This window comes from Jeotgalicoccus sp. S0W5 (assembly GCF_011634875.1).
GTDB lineage: Bacteria > Bacillota > Bacilli > Staphylococcales > Salinicoccaceae > Jeotgalicoccus > Jeotgalicoccus marinus.
Map to the genome: position 1 here is coordinate 277,746 of NZ_SIRQ01000002.1, position 14,233 is coordinate 291,978.

Below are 14,233 nucleotides of genomic sequence, written 5' to 3' on the forward strand. Positions count from 1 at the left end.
CCACTGTTATTTATTTTGGTTCATGTATTCAACAGTCGATTTAGCTAGTACTTTAGCTGCTGTGAGTAAGGCTTTTTCATTAATATCAAATTTAGGATGATGATGTGGATATGGATTATCTGTATTATCTGGTTGTGCACCAGTAAAAATGTATGTGCCTTTAACTTCTTGTAAGTAATATGAATAATCTTCTCCACCCATAATCGGTTCAATTTCTTTTACAGTGGCGACATCAGGTACGGTTTCTGCAACTTTTACGACAAATTCAGTTTCTTCTTTGTGGTTAATGAGTACTGGATACCCACGTTCATAGTTAAATTCGTAGTCTGCACCGGATAGTTCACATGTTCCCTTGATAACCCTTTCCATTTCTTGCTCCATCAATTCACGTGTTTCCTCATTTAAAGTTCTCACAGTGCCCTTGATTTTAGCTGTATTTGCAATGATGTTATAAGGACCAATTGCCTCAAAAGAACAGACTGATAGGACTGCAGACTGAAGCGGGTTGACGCGTCGGCTAACTATTTGTTGAAAATTATTTACGAGCTGAGACGCAATTAAAATGCTATCTTTTGTATCTTGAGGCATGGCACCATGCCCGCCTTTACCAAGAATCTTCACTTCAAAAGAATCAGACGACGCTTGAAGGGCATCAGTGCGGTAGGCAATTTCATTCAATGGAAGTTGTGCTTGTAAGTGAGTGCCAAAGATGACATCAACACCTTCAAGGGCGCCGTCTTCAATCATAGGTTTCGCACCACCCGGTGGTAATTCTTCAGCGTGTTGGTGGATGAATACAACATTACCGTGAAGTTCATTCTTGTGTTTATTTAATGCCTTAGCAACACCGAGTAAAGTAGCGGTATGGCCGTCGTGTCCACAAGCGTGCATTACACCTTCGTTTACAGATTTGAAGTCGAGCTCGGTTTCCTCTTCAATCGGCAATGCATCAAAATCGGCACGTAAGGCAACCGTAGGTCCGTCATGCTCCCCTTTTAAGTAAGCGACGACACCATTACCACCGACACTTGTCCTTACTTCGTGGCCAAGTACTTCATGAAACTCAGCTATGTATTTAGGTGTTTCAACTTCCTCGAATGATAATTCTGGATGTTGATGTAAATGTCGACGTATTGAAATGATTTCTTCGTTTAGTTCATCTAGACTAGCAAAAAGTGTTTCCATTCCTATCAATCCCCTTTTTGTAATAGTAATTATATTGCCAAATTATATGCTTAAATATCTGTTAAGTCAAAATAATCTGAAATAATTAGAGGGTATAGAAATGAATTATAGAGAAAACAAATTAAGAGTGGTGACAATGTTTAATCGTCACCGCTCTTAATACCGGAAATCAGTTCTTGTTCTGCCTTATTACTATTAATGATATAGCGAATAATAAATTGACTTGCTAAAGTGATTGCCTTATCACTGTACGGTAGATTTTCTCCTGCCCTTAGAAGACCTTGATATAGGTCACTTACTGTCCATTGTTTCAAGAGTAACAATGAACGGTATTTTTCAACGGTGTTGTTATCAATATCAAAAAATATTTCCCCAGGTGTGTGTGTCACTTCAAGATAGCGCCTCATAGCTTCTAATACGATGAGTAAAGTGAAAGAATTTAAATGATTGAGGCTTTTACTCTGTATATAGTGTACCTTATCGTAGTAATCGGATAGTAGGAGATGACACTTAATGACTTGGTAAGTATTTTGATGAGATGCGATTACCTTTTCGTGGAGTTTGATAATGACTTCTGAATTGGTGAGTGTGGGGTGATCAAGGTAAAATGAATATGCATCATCAATTGTCAAAGGGCCATTCATACTCATATAAACAAGAAATCTTGTTTGTTCCATTAGTTCCTGTAAACTTTCATCAACGATATAAACAGACTCTACTTGTAAATGACTTAAGTCAATTACACCATCATACTCATGTAAGCGTGATAAGAGGATGTCCTTGTTCCCAGACACTTTTAAATCATGTGCTCTGAGAAGTTCTTTAATTACAGGAATCGTGAATTGTGATAATTTAGTAGCTAGATGTGTGGATTCGTGTAAATGACCAGCAGACAGTAAATGTTCTAAGCGTTGGTCTATAGACTGAGCTTCTGTCGACCAAAAATAGTAACGTTGTAACACATGTTTTGGCTTATCCTTTATTTGATGAAGGAATAAAAGATCTGTTGCATTTAAGGTCAATAATATCACATCCTTTACGAACGTATGTTTGATATAATTATAGATGAAAAATTAAACGAGGTGAAGTAATATGGCAGAGCATAAAATTTTTAAGATGGCAGTATCTAGTGTTTACCCTCATTATGTTACAAAGACAGAGAGAAAAGATAGAACCAAAGAAGAAGTGGATGAAATTATCACTTGGTTAACAGGATATTCGAATGAAGCACTTCATGAACAACTCGAAAAAGGTGTTAATTTTGAAGAATTCTTTGATCAAGCACCGAATATGAACCCAAATAGACGTGAAGTCAAAGGTGTTATTTGTGGTGTAAGAGTTGAAGAAATTGAAGATCCTTTAATGCAGGAAATTCGCTATATAGATAAGTTGATTGATGAACTTGCTAAAGGTAAAAAGATGGAGAAAATTTTAAGAGAAGGATAGCCAATAACTCTGCAGAATATTCTGTAGAGGTATTTTATTTTCATAAAGATTAGTGTAACTTATCTTTATAAGGGGGAATTGAAATGAAAGTTGAAAAAGTAGCAATTATTGGAGCGGGAAACGGTGGAATCACAGCAGCAGCGGACTTATCTGATAGAGGCTTTGAAATTACACTTTATGAAAATGAAAGTTTTGCTAGTAATTTAGAAAAAATAAGGGAACTAGGTGGTATACATTTTCATGAGAATGGAAATGACAAGTTTGTTCCTGTCTATAAGGTCACTACAGATATAAAAGAAGCTATTGAAGGTGCAGAAGTGATTATGTTAACAATCCCTGGATTTGCTATAGAAAATATGGCAGAAGCTCTTGCCCCATTTGTTCAAAAAGAACAAGTAATAATGCTAAATGGGGCAGGTTCTATGGGGGCAATAAGATTCACAAACAAAGTTAGAGCGCTCGGTTTTGACAAAGAACTTAAGATTGGAGAAACAAATTCTTTAACCTACGGGACACGTGCATTTCCAGCGGAAGCAAAAGTTGAGCTTGGGTTAAGAGTAAAAAAACTATTTTTCTCAGCCTTCCCAGCTAGTAAAACGAGTGAGTTAATTGATAAGTGTAAAACGTTGTATGACTGCTTAGTACCAGCTAAAAATGTATTACACTCGACCATGGAAAACGGAAATCCTGAAGTTCACCCTGGCCCTTCTTTACTTAATGCAGGACGAATTGATTATTCGAATGGTGAATTTTACTTATACAAAGAGGGCATTACAGAACATACAGTTAGATTATTACGCGGAATAGAAAGTGAACGAATTGCTATTGGGAGAGCCTTTGGCTTTGAGTTAGAAGATGCAATTACGAGTCGCTATAACAGAGGATATTTCGAGAACAATGAATCTGATATACAGACTTTGTTCAATGAGAGTAAGGTTTATGGAAATATTAAAGGACCAACTGCTGTGGACTCTAGATACTTCACTGAGGATATTGCAGACGGCTTGGTTTTTTGGTCAGACCTTGGAAGAGAAGCAGATGTTCCGACTCCGAATATCGACGCAGTCATTACAATTGGAGGAACAATACTAAATAGGGACTTTCACAAAGAAGGCTTAACGCTTGAGAAAGTTGGACTATCTAATTTGAGCGTAAACGAAATTATCAATCGTTTGTAAAAAAATTAAACTAAGGGGAAATTGTTATGAAGAGAGCACCAACTTTATTTGAGTCTATTTCTTGTTTTGTTTTTCTAGCTGTTGTTATTGGTATCGGCTTTGGATATTTTGAAATACCGATCCAGCCATTATTATTACTATCTGCAGCATATGCAGCTTTTATTGCATACAGAGTAGGGCTAAGTTGGGAAGACATGGAGAAAGGAATTTCTACTCGCCTGAATACAGCAATGCCAGCGATATTTATTATTTTTGCAGTCGGGATAATAGTTGGAACTTGGATATATTCAGGAACAGTTCCCATGCTAATTTATTATGGATTACTCATAATTGATCCTCAATATTTCTTAGTAACCGCCTTTGTAATTTCAGCCATTGTGTCAGTAGCAACAGGAACAGCTTGGGGCTCATCTGCTACAGCGGGTGTCGCATTGATGGGTATCGCAGTAGAAATGAATATGCCCCTAGGTATAACGGCAGGCGCTATTATTTCTGGTGCTATTTTTGGTGACAAATTATCGCCTTTATCGGATACAACTAACTTAGCACCATTAGTTGTAGGTGTAGACCTTTATGATCATATTAAACATATGTTATGGACAACCTTACCTGCATCTTTAATTGGTATAATCGTCTGGTATATTGCAGGTATGCAAATCGATGCGAGTAGCGCTTCTGGAAATAGTGTGAGTGGTTTAACAACAGATTTGGATCAAATATTTAACTGGAATATATTTATGCTTCTACCTTTTGTATTAATTCTATGGGGCGCCTTCTTTAAAAAACCGATTGTTCCAATCATGTTATTATCCTCAGTTGTTGCAGTGATTATTGGGGTATTATCCAATGGTTTTTCTCTCGTTGATGGCTTTACAGCAATGGCCAATGGCTTTTCGGTAGATATGGTCAACTCTAATGCAGAGTTTTCAGAGACAGTCCTTTCACTACTTAACCGCGGTGGAATATTCTCAATGGTAACAATTGTCGTGACAATCTTTTGTGGATATGCCTTTGCTGGAATAGTAGAAGCAGCCGGATGCTTAGATAGAATATTAGAATCATTTACAAAAATGGTTCAATCCACTTGGCAAATTATTGGATCAACAATTTTAGGTAGTATAATCATTGTATTTACAGCTGGCGTTGCATCGATATCTATTATAATGGTTGGTGTTCTAATGAAGGACGCATACAATAAGAAGAACCTAAATTTGCTTAATCTATCTAGAACATTAGAAGACTCTGGAACGATGATTTTAGGATTTGTACCATGGGGTGTTTCTGCTATTTACTACATGGAAGTTTTAGGTGTAGGGGTAGGAGATTATTGGATGTGGGCTGTCCCATGTTACCTCTGTATTGTATTTGCCATGATTTATGCAGTAACAGGAATCGGAATGAAGAAAAAAGCTGCCTAGGTGTTGCAAATTTTTATGATATCCTAAAAGAAAAAAGAGGTGCGTTATTTTATGAGGATTTACTTAGCAAGTCCATTTTTCGATAAAGAACAAGTTGAACGTGTAAAGCGTGTTGAAGCGGCATTGGAAAAGAACCCAACTGTAGAAGAAGTGTTTTCGCCACGTTTACAACAAGATGATCACCTTGAACATGGTTCTGATGAATGGAGAGAAACAATTTACAACAACGATATCAAACATGTAGAGTGGTGCGATGCAGTCGTCGCAGTTCATGATTACGTCGGTGAACATGTCGACCCAGGTACTGCTTTTGAAATTGGTTATGGTAAAGCTTTAGATAAATTCATTGTTTTATACCAAGAAAAAGATCCTATAAAAGAAGCGCCAGTTAACTTAATGTTAACTGATTCATTGGATGCTTACCTCCAAAACATTGAAGATCTAGCAACTTATGATTTCAATGAAAAGACACCGATTCGTTATGAAAATTACACTCACGCTCCGGTTGCGAAAGATGAGGCGTAGGCGTGTTTAATATACATCCCGTTAAACTACAGATATTTGTAGTTTAACGGGATTTTTTGTATTTGTTGAGAGATGGTAATATTCGTTTTTGTTTCGAAGGATAGGAATTACAAAAGAAATCCTTCGAAACAAAAACGAAGCGGATCTAATAGGATAGCTAAGCCTCGAAACAAAAACGAGGCGGATCTCCTATCTTCATCACACTAAAAATCATGCAGTTCTAAATTTTCTGTATGTTATAGCGTACAAAAATATGTTATAGTAACTTAAATTGATGTGGAGGTGAATGGTTGATGAAAGAAAATATAGCATTAATCGGAGACAACTTACAAAGTATACGTAAGGAACGTGGATTAAGTCTAGATAAGACAGCTGCGCTTACTGAGGTGAGTAAGGCGATGCTCGCTCAAATTGAGAGAGGGGAGTCTACTCCTACAGTCACTACATTATGGAAAATAGCTAAGGGCTTAAAGGTCTCGTTCTCATCTCTGATTACTCAGCAACAACATTCTATTAAAGTCATTCGTCAAGATGATGTACATACTGTTACAGAAGAAGATGGAGCCTATAGGGTTCATAATATCGTACCGTTCTCACCTGAGAAACTATTTGAATTGTATATAGTAGAAATTGATCAAGGATGCCGTCACTACGCAGAAGCTCATACTGCAGGTGTGGAAGAGCATATCTTTGTTAACCAAGGTAGTTTTCAAATGGATGTTAATGGGACAGTGACTGATTTAAAAGAAGGTGAAGCCATAATTTTTGATGGTAGCCAGACACATACATATATTAATCCAGGCGATGAATTAGTGAAGTTAACAATGATTATGTACTACAAAAATTAAAGAAGAAGGTGTAATCATGACATTTGATGAACATATAAAAACAATCAAATACGTCTTCCCGAAAACAATTCCCATCATGGCCGGCTTTACCTTCATTGGCCTTGCCTATGGGATATACATGAATTCCCTCGGCTTTGAGCCAATGTACGCCATATTGATGAGTATCTTTATTTTTGCCGGATCCATGGAATTCGTTGCCGGTAGTATGTTACTCGGCGCCTTTAACCCGGTCAGTGCCTTTATCCTAACCTTAATGATAAATGCCCGTCATCTGTTTTACGGCATTGCCATGCTCGATAAGTTTAAGGGTGTAGGTAAAAAGAAATCCTATTTAATCTACGGCATGTGTGACGAAACCTTCGTCATCAACTCTACGTCCAAGGTGCCGACACACATTAATTCAGGTTGGTTTATGTTCTATGTAACCTTGTTTAATCAAATTTACTGGGTAGGTGGCACAACATTAGGTAGCCTTTTTGGGACAGCAATACCCTTTAACACAGAAGGTATAGAGTTTGTGATGACAGCACTCTTTGCTGTGATTTTCTTAGATCAATGGAAAAAGGAAAGATATCATATTAGTTCCATCATTGGAGTTGGTGCCTCAGTACTCAGCTTAATTGTTTTTGGCAGTGAAAACTTCATTCTACCTGCCATGGTCATTATAATAATTGCCCTAACGGCAATCAAAAAGATGATGTCTAAAAGAGAGGTGATCTCGTAATGTCCTTAACAGAAGAAATTATCATCATTGCTTGTGTAGTTTTAGGTACGATGACGACTAGATTCCTACCTTTTCTTATATTTAACAATGATAAAGAAACACCAGCCTATATAAAATATCTCGGCTATATGTTACCGCCTGCAGTTTTTGGGTTACTCGTCGTCTATGCACTGAGAGAGGTAGACGTGACTTCATTCAGTGGTTTTGTTCCAGAAGCTTTGGCAATTGGATTGATTATAGTGCTCCACTATTGGAAAGAAAACATGTTGCTTTCTATAGCAGGTGGCACAATTTTCTACATGATATTGGTACAAGCTGTGTTCTAATATTTACATCATCGCTATTTTCACTTATACTAAATGTGTATAAAGTCAATTTCAATAAGTATAAATATATTTAAGAGGTGCATTTTTTGAGTGTCGTAGGATCTATCTAGGAAAACATGAAGAGATGAAAATAATAGGGAGAATTATACCCTTTATTTGTCGTACTCAAATTTCCTATTATGAAGATACCTACCGACTTTACCCACAAGCACTTCGATTCATAGATAATCCTGAAATATGGGATTTCTATGGGTTTATTCGCGCTTGTTTTTAAAGCTACGGTGGAAACCGTAGCTTTTTATTTTGTTTAACTTATTGAATCTAAAAGGTTCTTCAATAATGGAATATTACTTACATTAAGGAGAAAAATTATGAATGAAATGACTTATGAGAAGTTAGAATATAACGACTTAAAAGAATTAGTAAAATCATATTGTGTTAGCGGGTTAGGTAAAGACCTTTTCGATAAACAAACACCGAGCTCGAATAAAAGAATTGTAGAACATAGATTAACAGAGACAACTGAAGCGAGAAATATACTAGATACTGGGGCAAAAATGCCTTTCATGAATGTGTCTAATATTGATTTTCTAATCGAAAAAGTAGAAAAAGGAATTATTTTGACACCTGAAGAACTCGTGTATGTGACTGACTTTTTAAGAGGATGTCGAAGAATAATTGAGTTTATGTCGACCAAAGAGTTTATAGCACCAACATTAACTTCTTATGTGAATTCAATGACAGAATTAAGATCTTTAGAGGAAGAAATTAGTGTGGCCATTAAGAATAATAAGGTGGATTCGCATGCTGACAAAGAACTTAAGCGAGTGCGGTCGTTTATCGACACGACAGAAGTTAAAATTAAAGATAAATTAAATAAATTCATAAACAGTAATAAAAATTATGTACAAGAAGCTTTTATAAGTGTGAAAAATGAGCGCTATACGGTACCAATTAAAGCGACATATAAGAACCAAGTGAATGGTACAATCGTTGAACTGTCATCTAAAGGTACTACTGCTTATGTTGAACCGAGTGTGGTTAGGAAATTAAGTGAAGAGTTGGATGGTTTAAAAGCAGAAGAGGCGATGTTGGAGTATCAAATACTGGCGACACTGACAGGGCTTATAAATGAAAATATGCATACAATCAATATCAACATTGAATTGATTGCACAATATGACATGATCAATGCAAGGGCAAGATTTAGTAAAGCAATTGATGGCGTTCAGCCTAAAATTAATGATTATGGAAAAATTAAGCTTATAAATTGTAAACATCCACTACTAACAGGAGATATTGTGCCGTTAGATTTTGAAATCGGAGATGACTATCGGAGCTTGGTCATTACAGGGCCAAACGCAGGTGGTAAAACGATTGTACTTAAAACGATTGGTCTCGTCACCTTAGCTACGATGTCAGGCTTTCATATTTCAGCTTCATCAGATACAGAAATTGCGATTTTTGATAACATTTTTGTGGATATTGGTGATAATCAAAGCATAGAAAATGCCCTCAGTACTTTTTCATCACATATGAAAAATCTTTCAAATATTTTACCGCAAGTTAACAACAATACCTTGCTACTATTCGATGAAATCGGAAGCGGGACAGAACCAAATGAAGGTGCAGCTTTGGCAATTTCATTATTAGAAGAGTTTTACCATAAAGGATGCATGACAGTCGCAACCACGCATTATGGTGAAATTAAACGGTATTCAGAAATGCATAGCGACTTTATGAATGCGGCGATGCAGTTTAATCAGGAAACTTTAGAACCGTTGTTTAAGTTACAAATTGGGAAGTCGGGAGACAGTAATGCACTGTGGATTTCACGGAAGATGAATATTCCTGAAAATGTGTTGAATCGAGCGGAAAACTATATGATTGAAAAAGACTATGGTTTAGAGACAGTAGATCAAAATAAAGTACGCAAAGAAAAATTAATTGATGAAACACCTAAAGATACAACAATTTATGAAAAAGGCGATCGTGTGAAGCTATTGGATTATGATGATTTTGGTATAGTCTATGCAACACAAGATAAATTCTCTAATGTTCAGGTATATTATAAAGGTGATATGCTAGAAGTGAATAAAAAACGTCTGAATTTAGAGTTGAAAGCCAAAGAATTGTACCCAGACGATTATGATTTAGACACTTTATTTACTGATTATCAAACTAGAAAATGGAAACATGATATTGAAAGAGGTTCTAAGAAAGCATTGCGTAAGGTTGATAAGGAAATAAGAGCAGACAGGAATAAGTAAGAGAAGAACCCGATAATCCAAAAAGGATTATCGGGCTTTTTACTTGTCATTCTTCCGATAAGTAATTAATTGAATCTAATGCTTTTAAGGTCATCGATAGATGCCTTTCTATCTTTTCACCAAAATCAGCTTTGCTTTTAGATTCTATTGTTTTAACAATCTCGATGTGTTCCTGAATAACATGTTTCATACGACCTTGTTTGGTAATTGCTTTGGATCCAATAAGTATGGTGAGGTTATGAAACACATCATACGATTTTAAGAAGATATTGTATTTGGCAATCATGAACATTGTTCGATGGAATTCTTTATCGAGTTGCATAAAGTGATAACTATTTTTTTCTTCCATCGCTCTATTTTGTTTCTCAATGATATTCTTCAATTTTTGAATGTCTGTGTCCTCGACATTATCAAACAAAGGATCTTTGATACCTTTTTCAATCGTCGCTCTTAAGAGGAAAATCTGTTTTACTTCTTCTTGAGTATGTTGTTTTAAGCGATAGCCTTTCCTTGGTCGAAATTCAATTAAATCCTCATTTATTAAATCATACATTGCCTCTCTTAAGGGTGTTCTGGATACATCGAGTTGTGTGGCAAGGCTCTGTTCATTTATATAATCATCAGAAGGAAATCCATCGTTTAGAATAATGTCTTTTAAGGTTGTGTAAATCGTATCTTTCAGTGTTTTGTGTTTGATGCCTTTAATTTTGAAATCATTCATACATATCATTCCTTCTGAGATAATCTAACCGTTCAAGAATTTAACTGGAGCCATAATGATGCTCGGTAAATAAGTGACTGCAAGTAGTACAAGAATTAAAATTCCAACTTGCGGGAATAGGTGCTTGAACATTACAGGTATCTTCTGTTTTGCAATTGAAGATACTACGAATAAGCAAACACCTAATGGTGGAGTGACCATACCAATTGTTAGGTTTACTGCAAGTATTATGCCAAAGTGTACCGGGTCAATTCCCGCTGCAACAATCATTGGTGCAAACAGTGGTGTAAAGATTGTTACGGCACTGATTGTATCTATAAATGTTCCTGCTAATAGTAGAATAATATTGATAATAAGCAATAGTAAAATTGGATTCTCAGCAGCGAATCCAAGCAGATTCATCAATTGATTTGGGATATTTTCATAATTAATATACCAGATAAAAATAGCTGCAGAACCAATTAAGAAAATTATACCTGTCGAAGTGTAAGCTGTACTTTTTAAAACAGCTACTATGTCTTTAAATGTTATTTCTCTATAGACAAATATACAGATTATGAGGGCATAAACAACAGCAATTACACCTGATTCAGTTGCTGTAAATAGTCCGGATATAATTCCTCCTATGATAATGACTGGCATCATTAAAGCGAGGATTGCATCTTTAAAATACTTGAGAAAAACACCTACAGTGATTTTCTCTTCCTGTTTAATGACGTAATTATTTTTCTTACCAACATAAATACTATAGACCATCAAACCGAGTGCCATAAGAATTCCGGGAATAAATCCAGCAATAAATAGATCACTGATTGAAACTCCTGCAATTACTCCGTAAAGTATTAGTACAATACTAGGTGGCACTATAGGTCCAATTGTTGAGGCGCAAGCTATTAAAGAAGTTGTAAAACCTTTGTCGTAACCTTCTCTTAACATGGTTGGAATTAACATTCCTCCAATTGCGGCAGCGGCAGCTAATGCAGTACCCGTTAAGGCGGCAAAGAATATACTACTGATGATTACAACTAAAGCCAATCCCCCAGGAATTGGACCTACTATTATTTTAGAGAAGTTAACGAGACGTTCGGAAATACCCCCTTTAGCCATGATTTCACCTGCAAGTACAAACAGAGGGATAGCGACTAGCGTAAAGCTATTCGTACCGCTAAATATATTTCTTGGAACATTTGCGAGTAAAGATACATCACTTCCCATAATTCCTAGTAGTGAAATAAACGCCATTGCAAATGCGATAGGAACACGCAAGATGATGAGAACAAACAGTAAAATAATTAGGAATATCCAAAGCATACTTTATATAGCCTCCTTACATAGAAATAAATCATAAACAGTGATGATAATGGGACAGCCATGTACAAGTACGCTCTTTGTATGGGAAGTAAACCGAGTGTTTGTCCTGAAACTAGATTTTGATTGACTAGAATACTGCCATATATGACAAGGATTGAGAGTACAAACAGAGCGACCAGACATTCTATTACTCTGAAGAGCACATCGTATTTTTTAGGTAATTTTTCAAATAAATCTACTACAAGATGTTCATTTTTACTTACAAGTACAGCGGCTCCAGAGAATACACTATAGACAAAACAAATCATCAAAAATTCTTGAGACCATGGTATGCTAATTTGAATGAAGTAACGAAATAACACTTGTAAGAAGGTTACGATTACTGTCAGTGATAAGCATAAGATCATGATGAATTCTAAGAATTTTGTGATTGAATCATCGATTTTCTCAAACATTTAATCACATCCTTATTATTTTGCTTCTATGAAACTTTGTATGATATCTTTTGAAACTTTGTCAGAGATTTCATCTCGAACAGAAAGCGTCGCTTCCTCAAATGCTTTTCTATCTGGTTCGGTAATGGTAATGCCTTCTTCATCTAACATAGTAAGAATCTCATCTTCTTGATTACTCAGTTCTTCACGTTGGTAATATCTTGCTTCTTTTATTGCCTTATCTACTGCAGTAACTTCCTCTTTAGATAAGGAAGAATAAAACTCATCACTCATCAAGATGACGGCAGGTGTGTAGGTATGTGATGTGAGCGAGATATATTGCTGAACTTCATAAAATTTCATGGAATTTACTGTAGGGAGTGGATTTTCCTGTCCATCGACTACTCCTTGATCTAGTGCAGAGTATAGTTCATTAAAATCAACAGGAATAGGATTTGCACCAATTGCTGTAAAATACATTGCCCAAACTGATGCAGGTTGGATTCTAATGCTTAGATTTTCTGCATCTTCAGGTGTTACTATTTCCTTAGTGTTATTACTTAAATGTCTGAACCCAACCTCCCAATAGCCAAGACCTTTCATTCCTTTTTGATCCACATATTCCAACATCTCTTTGCCGGGGTCACCATCTAAGGCCTTGTAGACATGCTCTTTATCTTCAAAGAGAAAAGGAATTCCAAATAAATTCATTTCTGGGACAGTGTTGGCTAGGTTACTATCCGCCGCCACTGTAGTCATTTCAATTGATCCGTTTATTACTTGTTCAATGACATCTCCTTCAGACCCTAAAGTTCCGTTTGAGTGTATTTCCACGGATATATCGGTGGATTCATCAGCTTCTAAAACTTCTTTAAACTTTTCAGCTGCTACATGGTATTGGTGAGTTTCAGAGCCTGTGTGTGCTAGTTTAATCACTTTTTCACCAGAGTTTTTATCAGCTGTCTCGTTACTACAAGCAGATATAAAAATTGTTAAAAGCAAGACAAGAAAGAGTTTCTTCATAGTTCCATCCCCCCTTATTGTGGCTATAGATTTTTGTAAAGGTCCTTACGACGACTATCAAAAATCGGAATATCCTTGCGGATTTTATCGATGTAATTTAAATCAAGTTCTGCGGAAATGACATTTTCTGTATCACTAGAAGCTTCGTTAAGTACCTCCCCAAAGGGATTGATGATAATTGAATGACCAGCAAAAGTTGTTTGATTACTTTGAGTTCCTATAATATTTGAACCCACTAAGTAACACTGACTCTCAATGGCTCTTGCTTTTAGCAGTGTAAGCCAGTGATCAGTTCTTTCTATTGGCCATTCCGCAACCACAAATATGACTTTAGCTCCAGACATGGTAAGGTCACGGAACAATTCAGGGAAGCGGAGATCATAGCAAATTGCTAGACCTGCATTCTCGCCGTTTAATTTAAATGTCTCAACAGATTCATTACCTGCCTTCAGATATTCTGGCTCATTAAGCATTGGCACTAGATGCATTTTGGAATATTCGTGAACCAGTTCACCTTGTGTATTTACGACGAAGGCAGTGTTATAAACACCATTGCCATTTTTAATATTTGGTACAGATCCTGCAACAATGTTCACCTCATATTGCTTTGCAAGTTCAGATAGAATACTAAAAGTCGGCTCCAAATTATTATCGGCATAATCATGAATGTTTGGTAAATCATAGCCTGATGTCCACATTTCTGGTAGTACAACGACATCGGTATTTGATAAGTCTTTAGAGTGGAATAGTGAAGCTACTTTATCGAGATTCTCTTGAACATTACCGTCTTTGACTGCAAATTGAAAAACTTTGATTTTCATATC

15 protein-coding genes are annotated in these 14,233 nt (G+C 36.2%); 8 read left to right on the forward strand and 7 right to left on the reverse strand.

Going from position 1 to position 14,233, the window contains the following annotated elements; all coding sequences use genetic code 11:
• Positions 1-6: 6 nt before the first annotated feature.
• Together EYB29_RS02200 and EYB29_RS02205 are read right to left on the reverse strand one after the other, a co-directional pair.
• The gene (locus EYB29_RS02200) at positions 7-1,185 is read right to left on the reverse strand and encodes a M20 family metallopeptidase (RefSeq protein ID WP_166626434.1); all 1,179 of its coding nucleotides are present in this window, start codon (positions 1,183-1,185) and stop codon (positions 7-9) included.
• Between the two features lie 140 nt (positions 1,186-1,325).
• Positions 1,326-2,207 (reverse strand): SAP domain-containing protein, encoded by an 882-nt coding sequence (locus EYB29_RS02205; RefSeq protein WP_166626435.1) that lies wholly within the window; start codon positions 2,205-2,207, stop codon positions 1,326-1,328.
• Positions 2,208-2,277: 70 nt separating this feature from the next.
• On the opposite strand from EYB29_RS02205, the gene EYB29_RS02210 reads away from it, so the two are divergent.
• The 8 genes from EYB29_RS02210 (at position 2,278) to EYB29_RS02245 (ending at position 9,920) form a co-directional block, all read left to right on the forward strand.
• Complete coding sequence (locus EYB29_RS02210; RefSeq protein WP_166626436.1) at positions 2,278-2,631, forward strand: DUF2200 domain-containing protein; 354 nt, start codon at positions 2,278-2,280, stop codon at positions 2,629-2,631.
• 83 nt (positions 2,632-2,714) lie between these two features.
• The gene (locus tag EYB29_RS02215) at positions 2,715-3,809 is read left to right on the forward strand and encodes an NAD/NADP-dependent octopine/nopaline dehydrogenase family protein (protein ID WP_166626437.1); all 1,095 of its coding nucleotides are present in this window, start codon (positions 2,715-2,717) and stop codon (positions 3,807-3,809) included.
• 26 nt (positions 3,810-3,835) lie between these two features.
• Positions 3,836-5,227, forward strand: a complete 1,392-nt coding sequence (gene nhaC / locus EYB29_RS02220; RefSeq protein WP_026867026.1) for a Na+/H+ antiporter NhaC — start codon at positions 3,836-3,838, stop codon at positions 5,225-5,227.
• A gap of 51 nt (positions 5,228-5,278) precedes the next feature.
• Complete coding sequence (locus EYB29_RS02225) at positions 5,279-5,752, forward strand: nucleoside 2-deoxyribosyltransferase (protein WP_166626438.1); 474 nt, start codon at positions 5,279-5,281, stop codon at positions 5,750-5,752.
• 293 nt (positions 5,753-6,045) lie between these two features.
• The gene (locus EYB29_RS02230; protein WP_166626439.1) at positions 6,046-6,600 is read left to right on the forward strand and encodes a helix-turn-helix domain-containing protein; all 555 of its coding nucleotides are present in this window, start codon (positions 6,046-6,048) and stop codon (positions 6,598-6,600) included.
• A 16-nt stretch (positions 6,601-6,616) separates the two neighbouring features.
• Positions 6,617-7,324, forward strand: a complete 708-nt coding sequence (locus tag EYB29_RS02235) for an AzlC family ABC transporter permease (RefSeq protein ID WP_166626440.1) — start codon at positions 6,617-6,619, stop codon at positions 7,322-7,324.
• On the forward strand, positions 7,324-7,650 hold the full coding sequence (locus EYB29_RS02240) for a branched-chain amino acid transporter permease (RefSeq protein ID WP_166626441.1): 327 nt from the start codon (positions 7,324-7,326) through the stop codon (positions 7,648-7,650). Before EYB29_RS02235 ends, EYB29_RS02240 begins: the two co-directional genes overlap by 1 nt.
• Before the next feature lie 371 nt (positions 7,651-8,021).
• Complete coding sequence (locus EYB29_RS02245) at positions 8,022-9,920, forward strand: endonuclease MutS2 (RefSeq protein WP_166626442.1); 1,899 nt, start codon at positions 8,022-8,024, stop codon at positions 9,918-9,920.
• A 46-nt stretch (positions 9,921-9,966) separates the two neighbouring features.
• Here EYB29_RS02245 and EYB29_RS02250 read toward each other — a convergent pair whose 3' ends face one another.
• Genes EYB29_RS02250 through EYB29_RS02270 form a run of 5 tightly spaced genes read right to left on the reverse strand, consistent with a single transcriptional unit; the run spans position 9,967 to position 14,230 of the window.
• Positions 9,967-10,641: a GntR family transcriptional regulator gene (locus tag EYB29_RS02250; RefSeq protein ID WP_166626443.1), complete on the reverse strand. Its 675-nt coding sequence runs from the start codon at positions 10,639-10,641 to the stop codon at positions 9,967-9,969.
• Between the two features lie 24 nt (positions 10,642-10,665).
• On the reverse strand, positions 10,666-11,952 hold the full coding sequence (locus EYB29_RS02255) for a TRAP transporter large permease (protein WP_166626444.1): 1,287 nt from the start codon (positions 11,950-11,952) through the stop codon (positions 10,666-10,668).
• Complete coding sequence (locus EYB29_RS02260; RefSeq protein ID WP_051220528.1) at positions 11,934-12,407, reverse strand: TRAP transporter small permease; 474 nt, start codon at positions 12,405-12,407, stop codon at positions 11,934-11,936. The genes EYB29_RS02255 and EYB29_RS02260 overlap by 19 nt, the downstream gene beginning before the upstream one ends.
• Positions 12,408-12,422: 15 nt before the next feature.
• Positions 12,423-13,409, reverse strand: coding sequence for a TRAP transporter substrate-binding protein (locus EYB29_RS02265; RefSeq protein ID WP_166626445.1), 987 nt, complete (start codon positions 13,407-13,409; stop codon positions 12,423-12,425).
• A 23-nt stretch (positions 13,410-13,432) separates the two neighbouring features.
• On the reverse strand, positions 13,433-14,230 hold the full coding sequence (locus tag EYB29_RS02270) for a carbon-nitrogen family hydrolase (RefSeq protein WP_026867038.1): 798 nt from the start codon (positions 14,228-14,230) through the stop codon (positions 13,433-13,435).
• Between the last annotated feature and the right edge of the window lie 3 nt (positions 14,231-14,233).

Excerpts from the sequence above, each read along its gene's own strand:
- EYB29_RS02200 (WP_166626434.1), bottom strand. The coding sequence starts at position 1,185 with ATGGAAACACTTTTTGCTAGTCTAGATGAACTAAACGAAGAAATCATT.
- EYB29_RS02210 (WP_166626436.1), top strand. The coding sequence starts at position 2,278 with ATGGCAGAGCATAAAATTTTTAAGATGGCAGTATCTAGTGTTTACCCT.
- EYB29_RS02215 (WP_166626437.1), top strand. The coding sequence starts at position 2,715 with ATGAAAGTTGAAAAAGTAGCAATTATTGGAGCGGGAAACGGTGGAATC.
- nhaC (WP_026867026.1), top strand. The coding sequence starts at position 3,836 with ATGAAGAGAGCACCAACTTTATTTGAGTCTATTTCTTGTTTTGTTTTT.
- EYB29_RS02225 (WP_166626438.1), top strand. The coding sequence starts at position 5,279 with ATGAGGATTTACTTAGCAAGTCCATTTTTCGATAAAGAACAAGTTGAA.
- EYB29_RS02230 (WP_166626439.1), top strand. The coding sequence starts at position 6,046 with ATGAAAGAAAATATAGCATTAATCGGAGACAACTTACAAAGTATACGT.
- EYB29_RS02235 (WP_166626440.1), top strand. The coding sequence starts at position 6,617 with ATGACATTTGATGAACATATAAAAACAATCAAATACGTCTTCCCGAAA.
- EYB29_RS02240 (WP_166626441.1), top strand. The coding sequence starts at position 7,324 with ATGTCCTTAACAGAAGAAATTATCATCATTGCTTGTGTAGTTTTAGGT.
- EYB29_RS02245 (WP_166626442.1), top strand. The coding sequence starts at position 8,022 with ATGAATGAAATGACTTATGAGAAGTTAGAATATAACGACTTAAAAGAA.
- EYB29_RS02250 (WP_166626443.1), bottom strand. The coding sequence starts at position 10,641 with ATGAATGATTTCAAAATTAAAGGCATCAAACACAAAACACTGAAAGAT.
- EYB29_RS02255 (WP_166626444.1), bottom strand. The coding sequence starts at position 11,952 with ATGCTTTGGATATTCCTAATTATTTTACTGTTTGTTCTCATCATCTTG.
- EYB29_RS02260 (WP_051220528.1), bottom strand. The coding sequence starts at position 12,407 with ATGTTTGAGAAAATCGATGATTCAATCACAAAATTCTTAGAATTCATC.
- EYB29_RS02265 (WP_166626445.1), bottom strand. The coding sequence starts at position 13,409 with ATGAAGAAACTCTTTCTTGTCTTGCTTTTAACAATTTTTATATCTGCT.
- EYB29_RS02270 (WP_026867038.1), bottom strand. The coding sequence starts at position 14,230 with ATGAAAATCAAAGTTTTTCAATTTGCAGTCAAAGACGGTAATGTTCAA.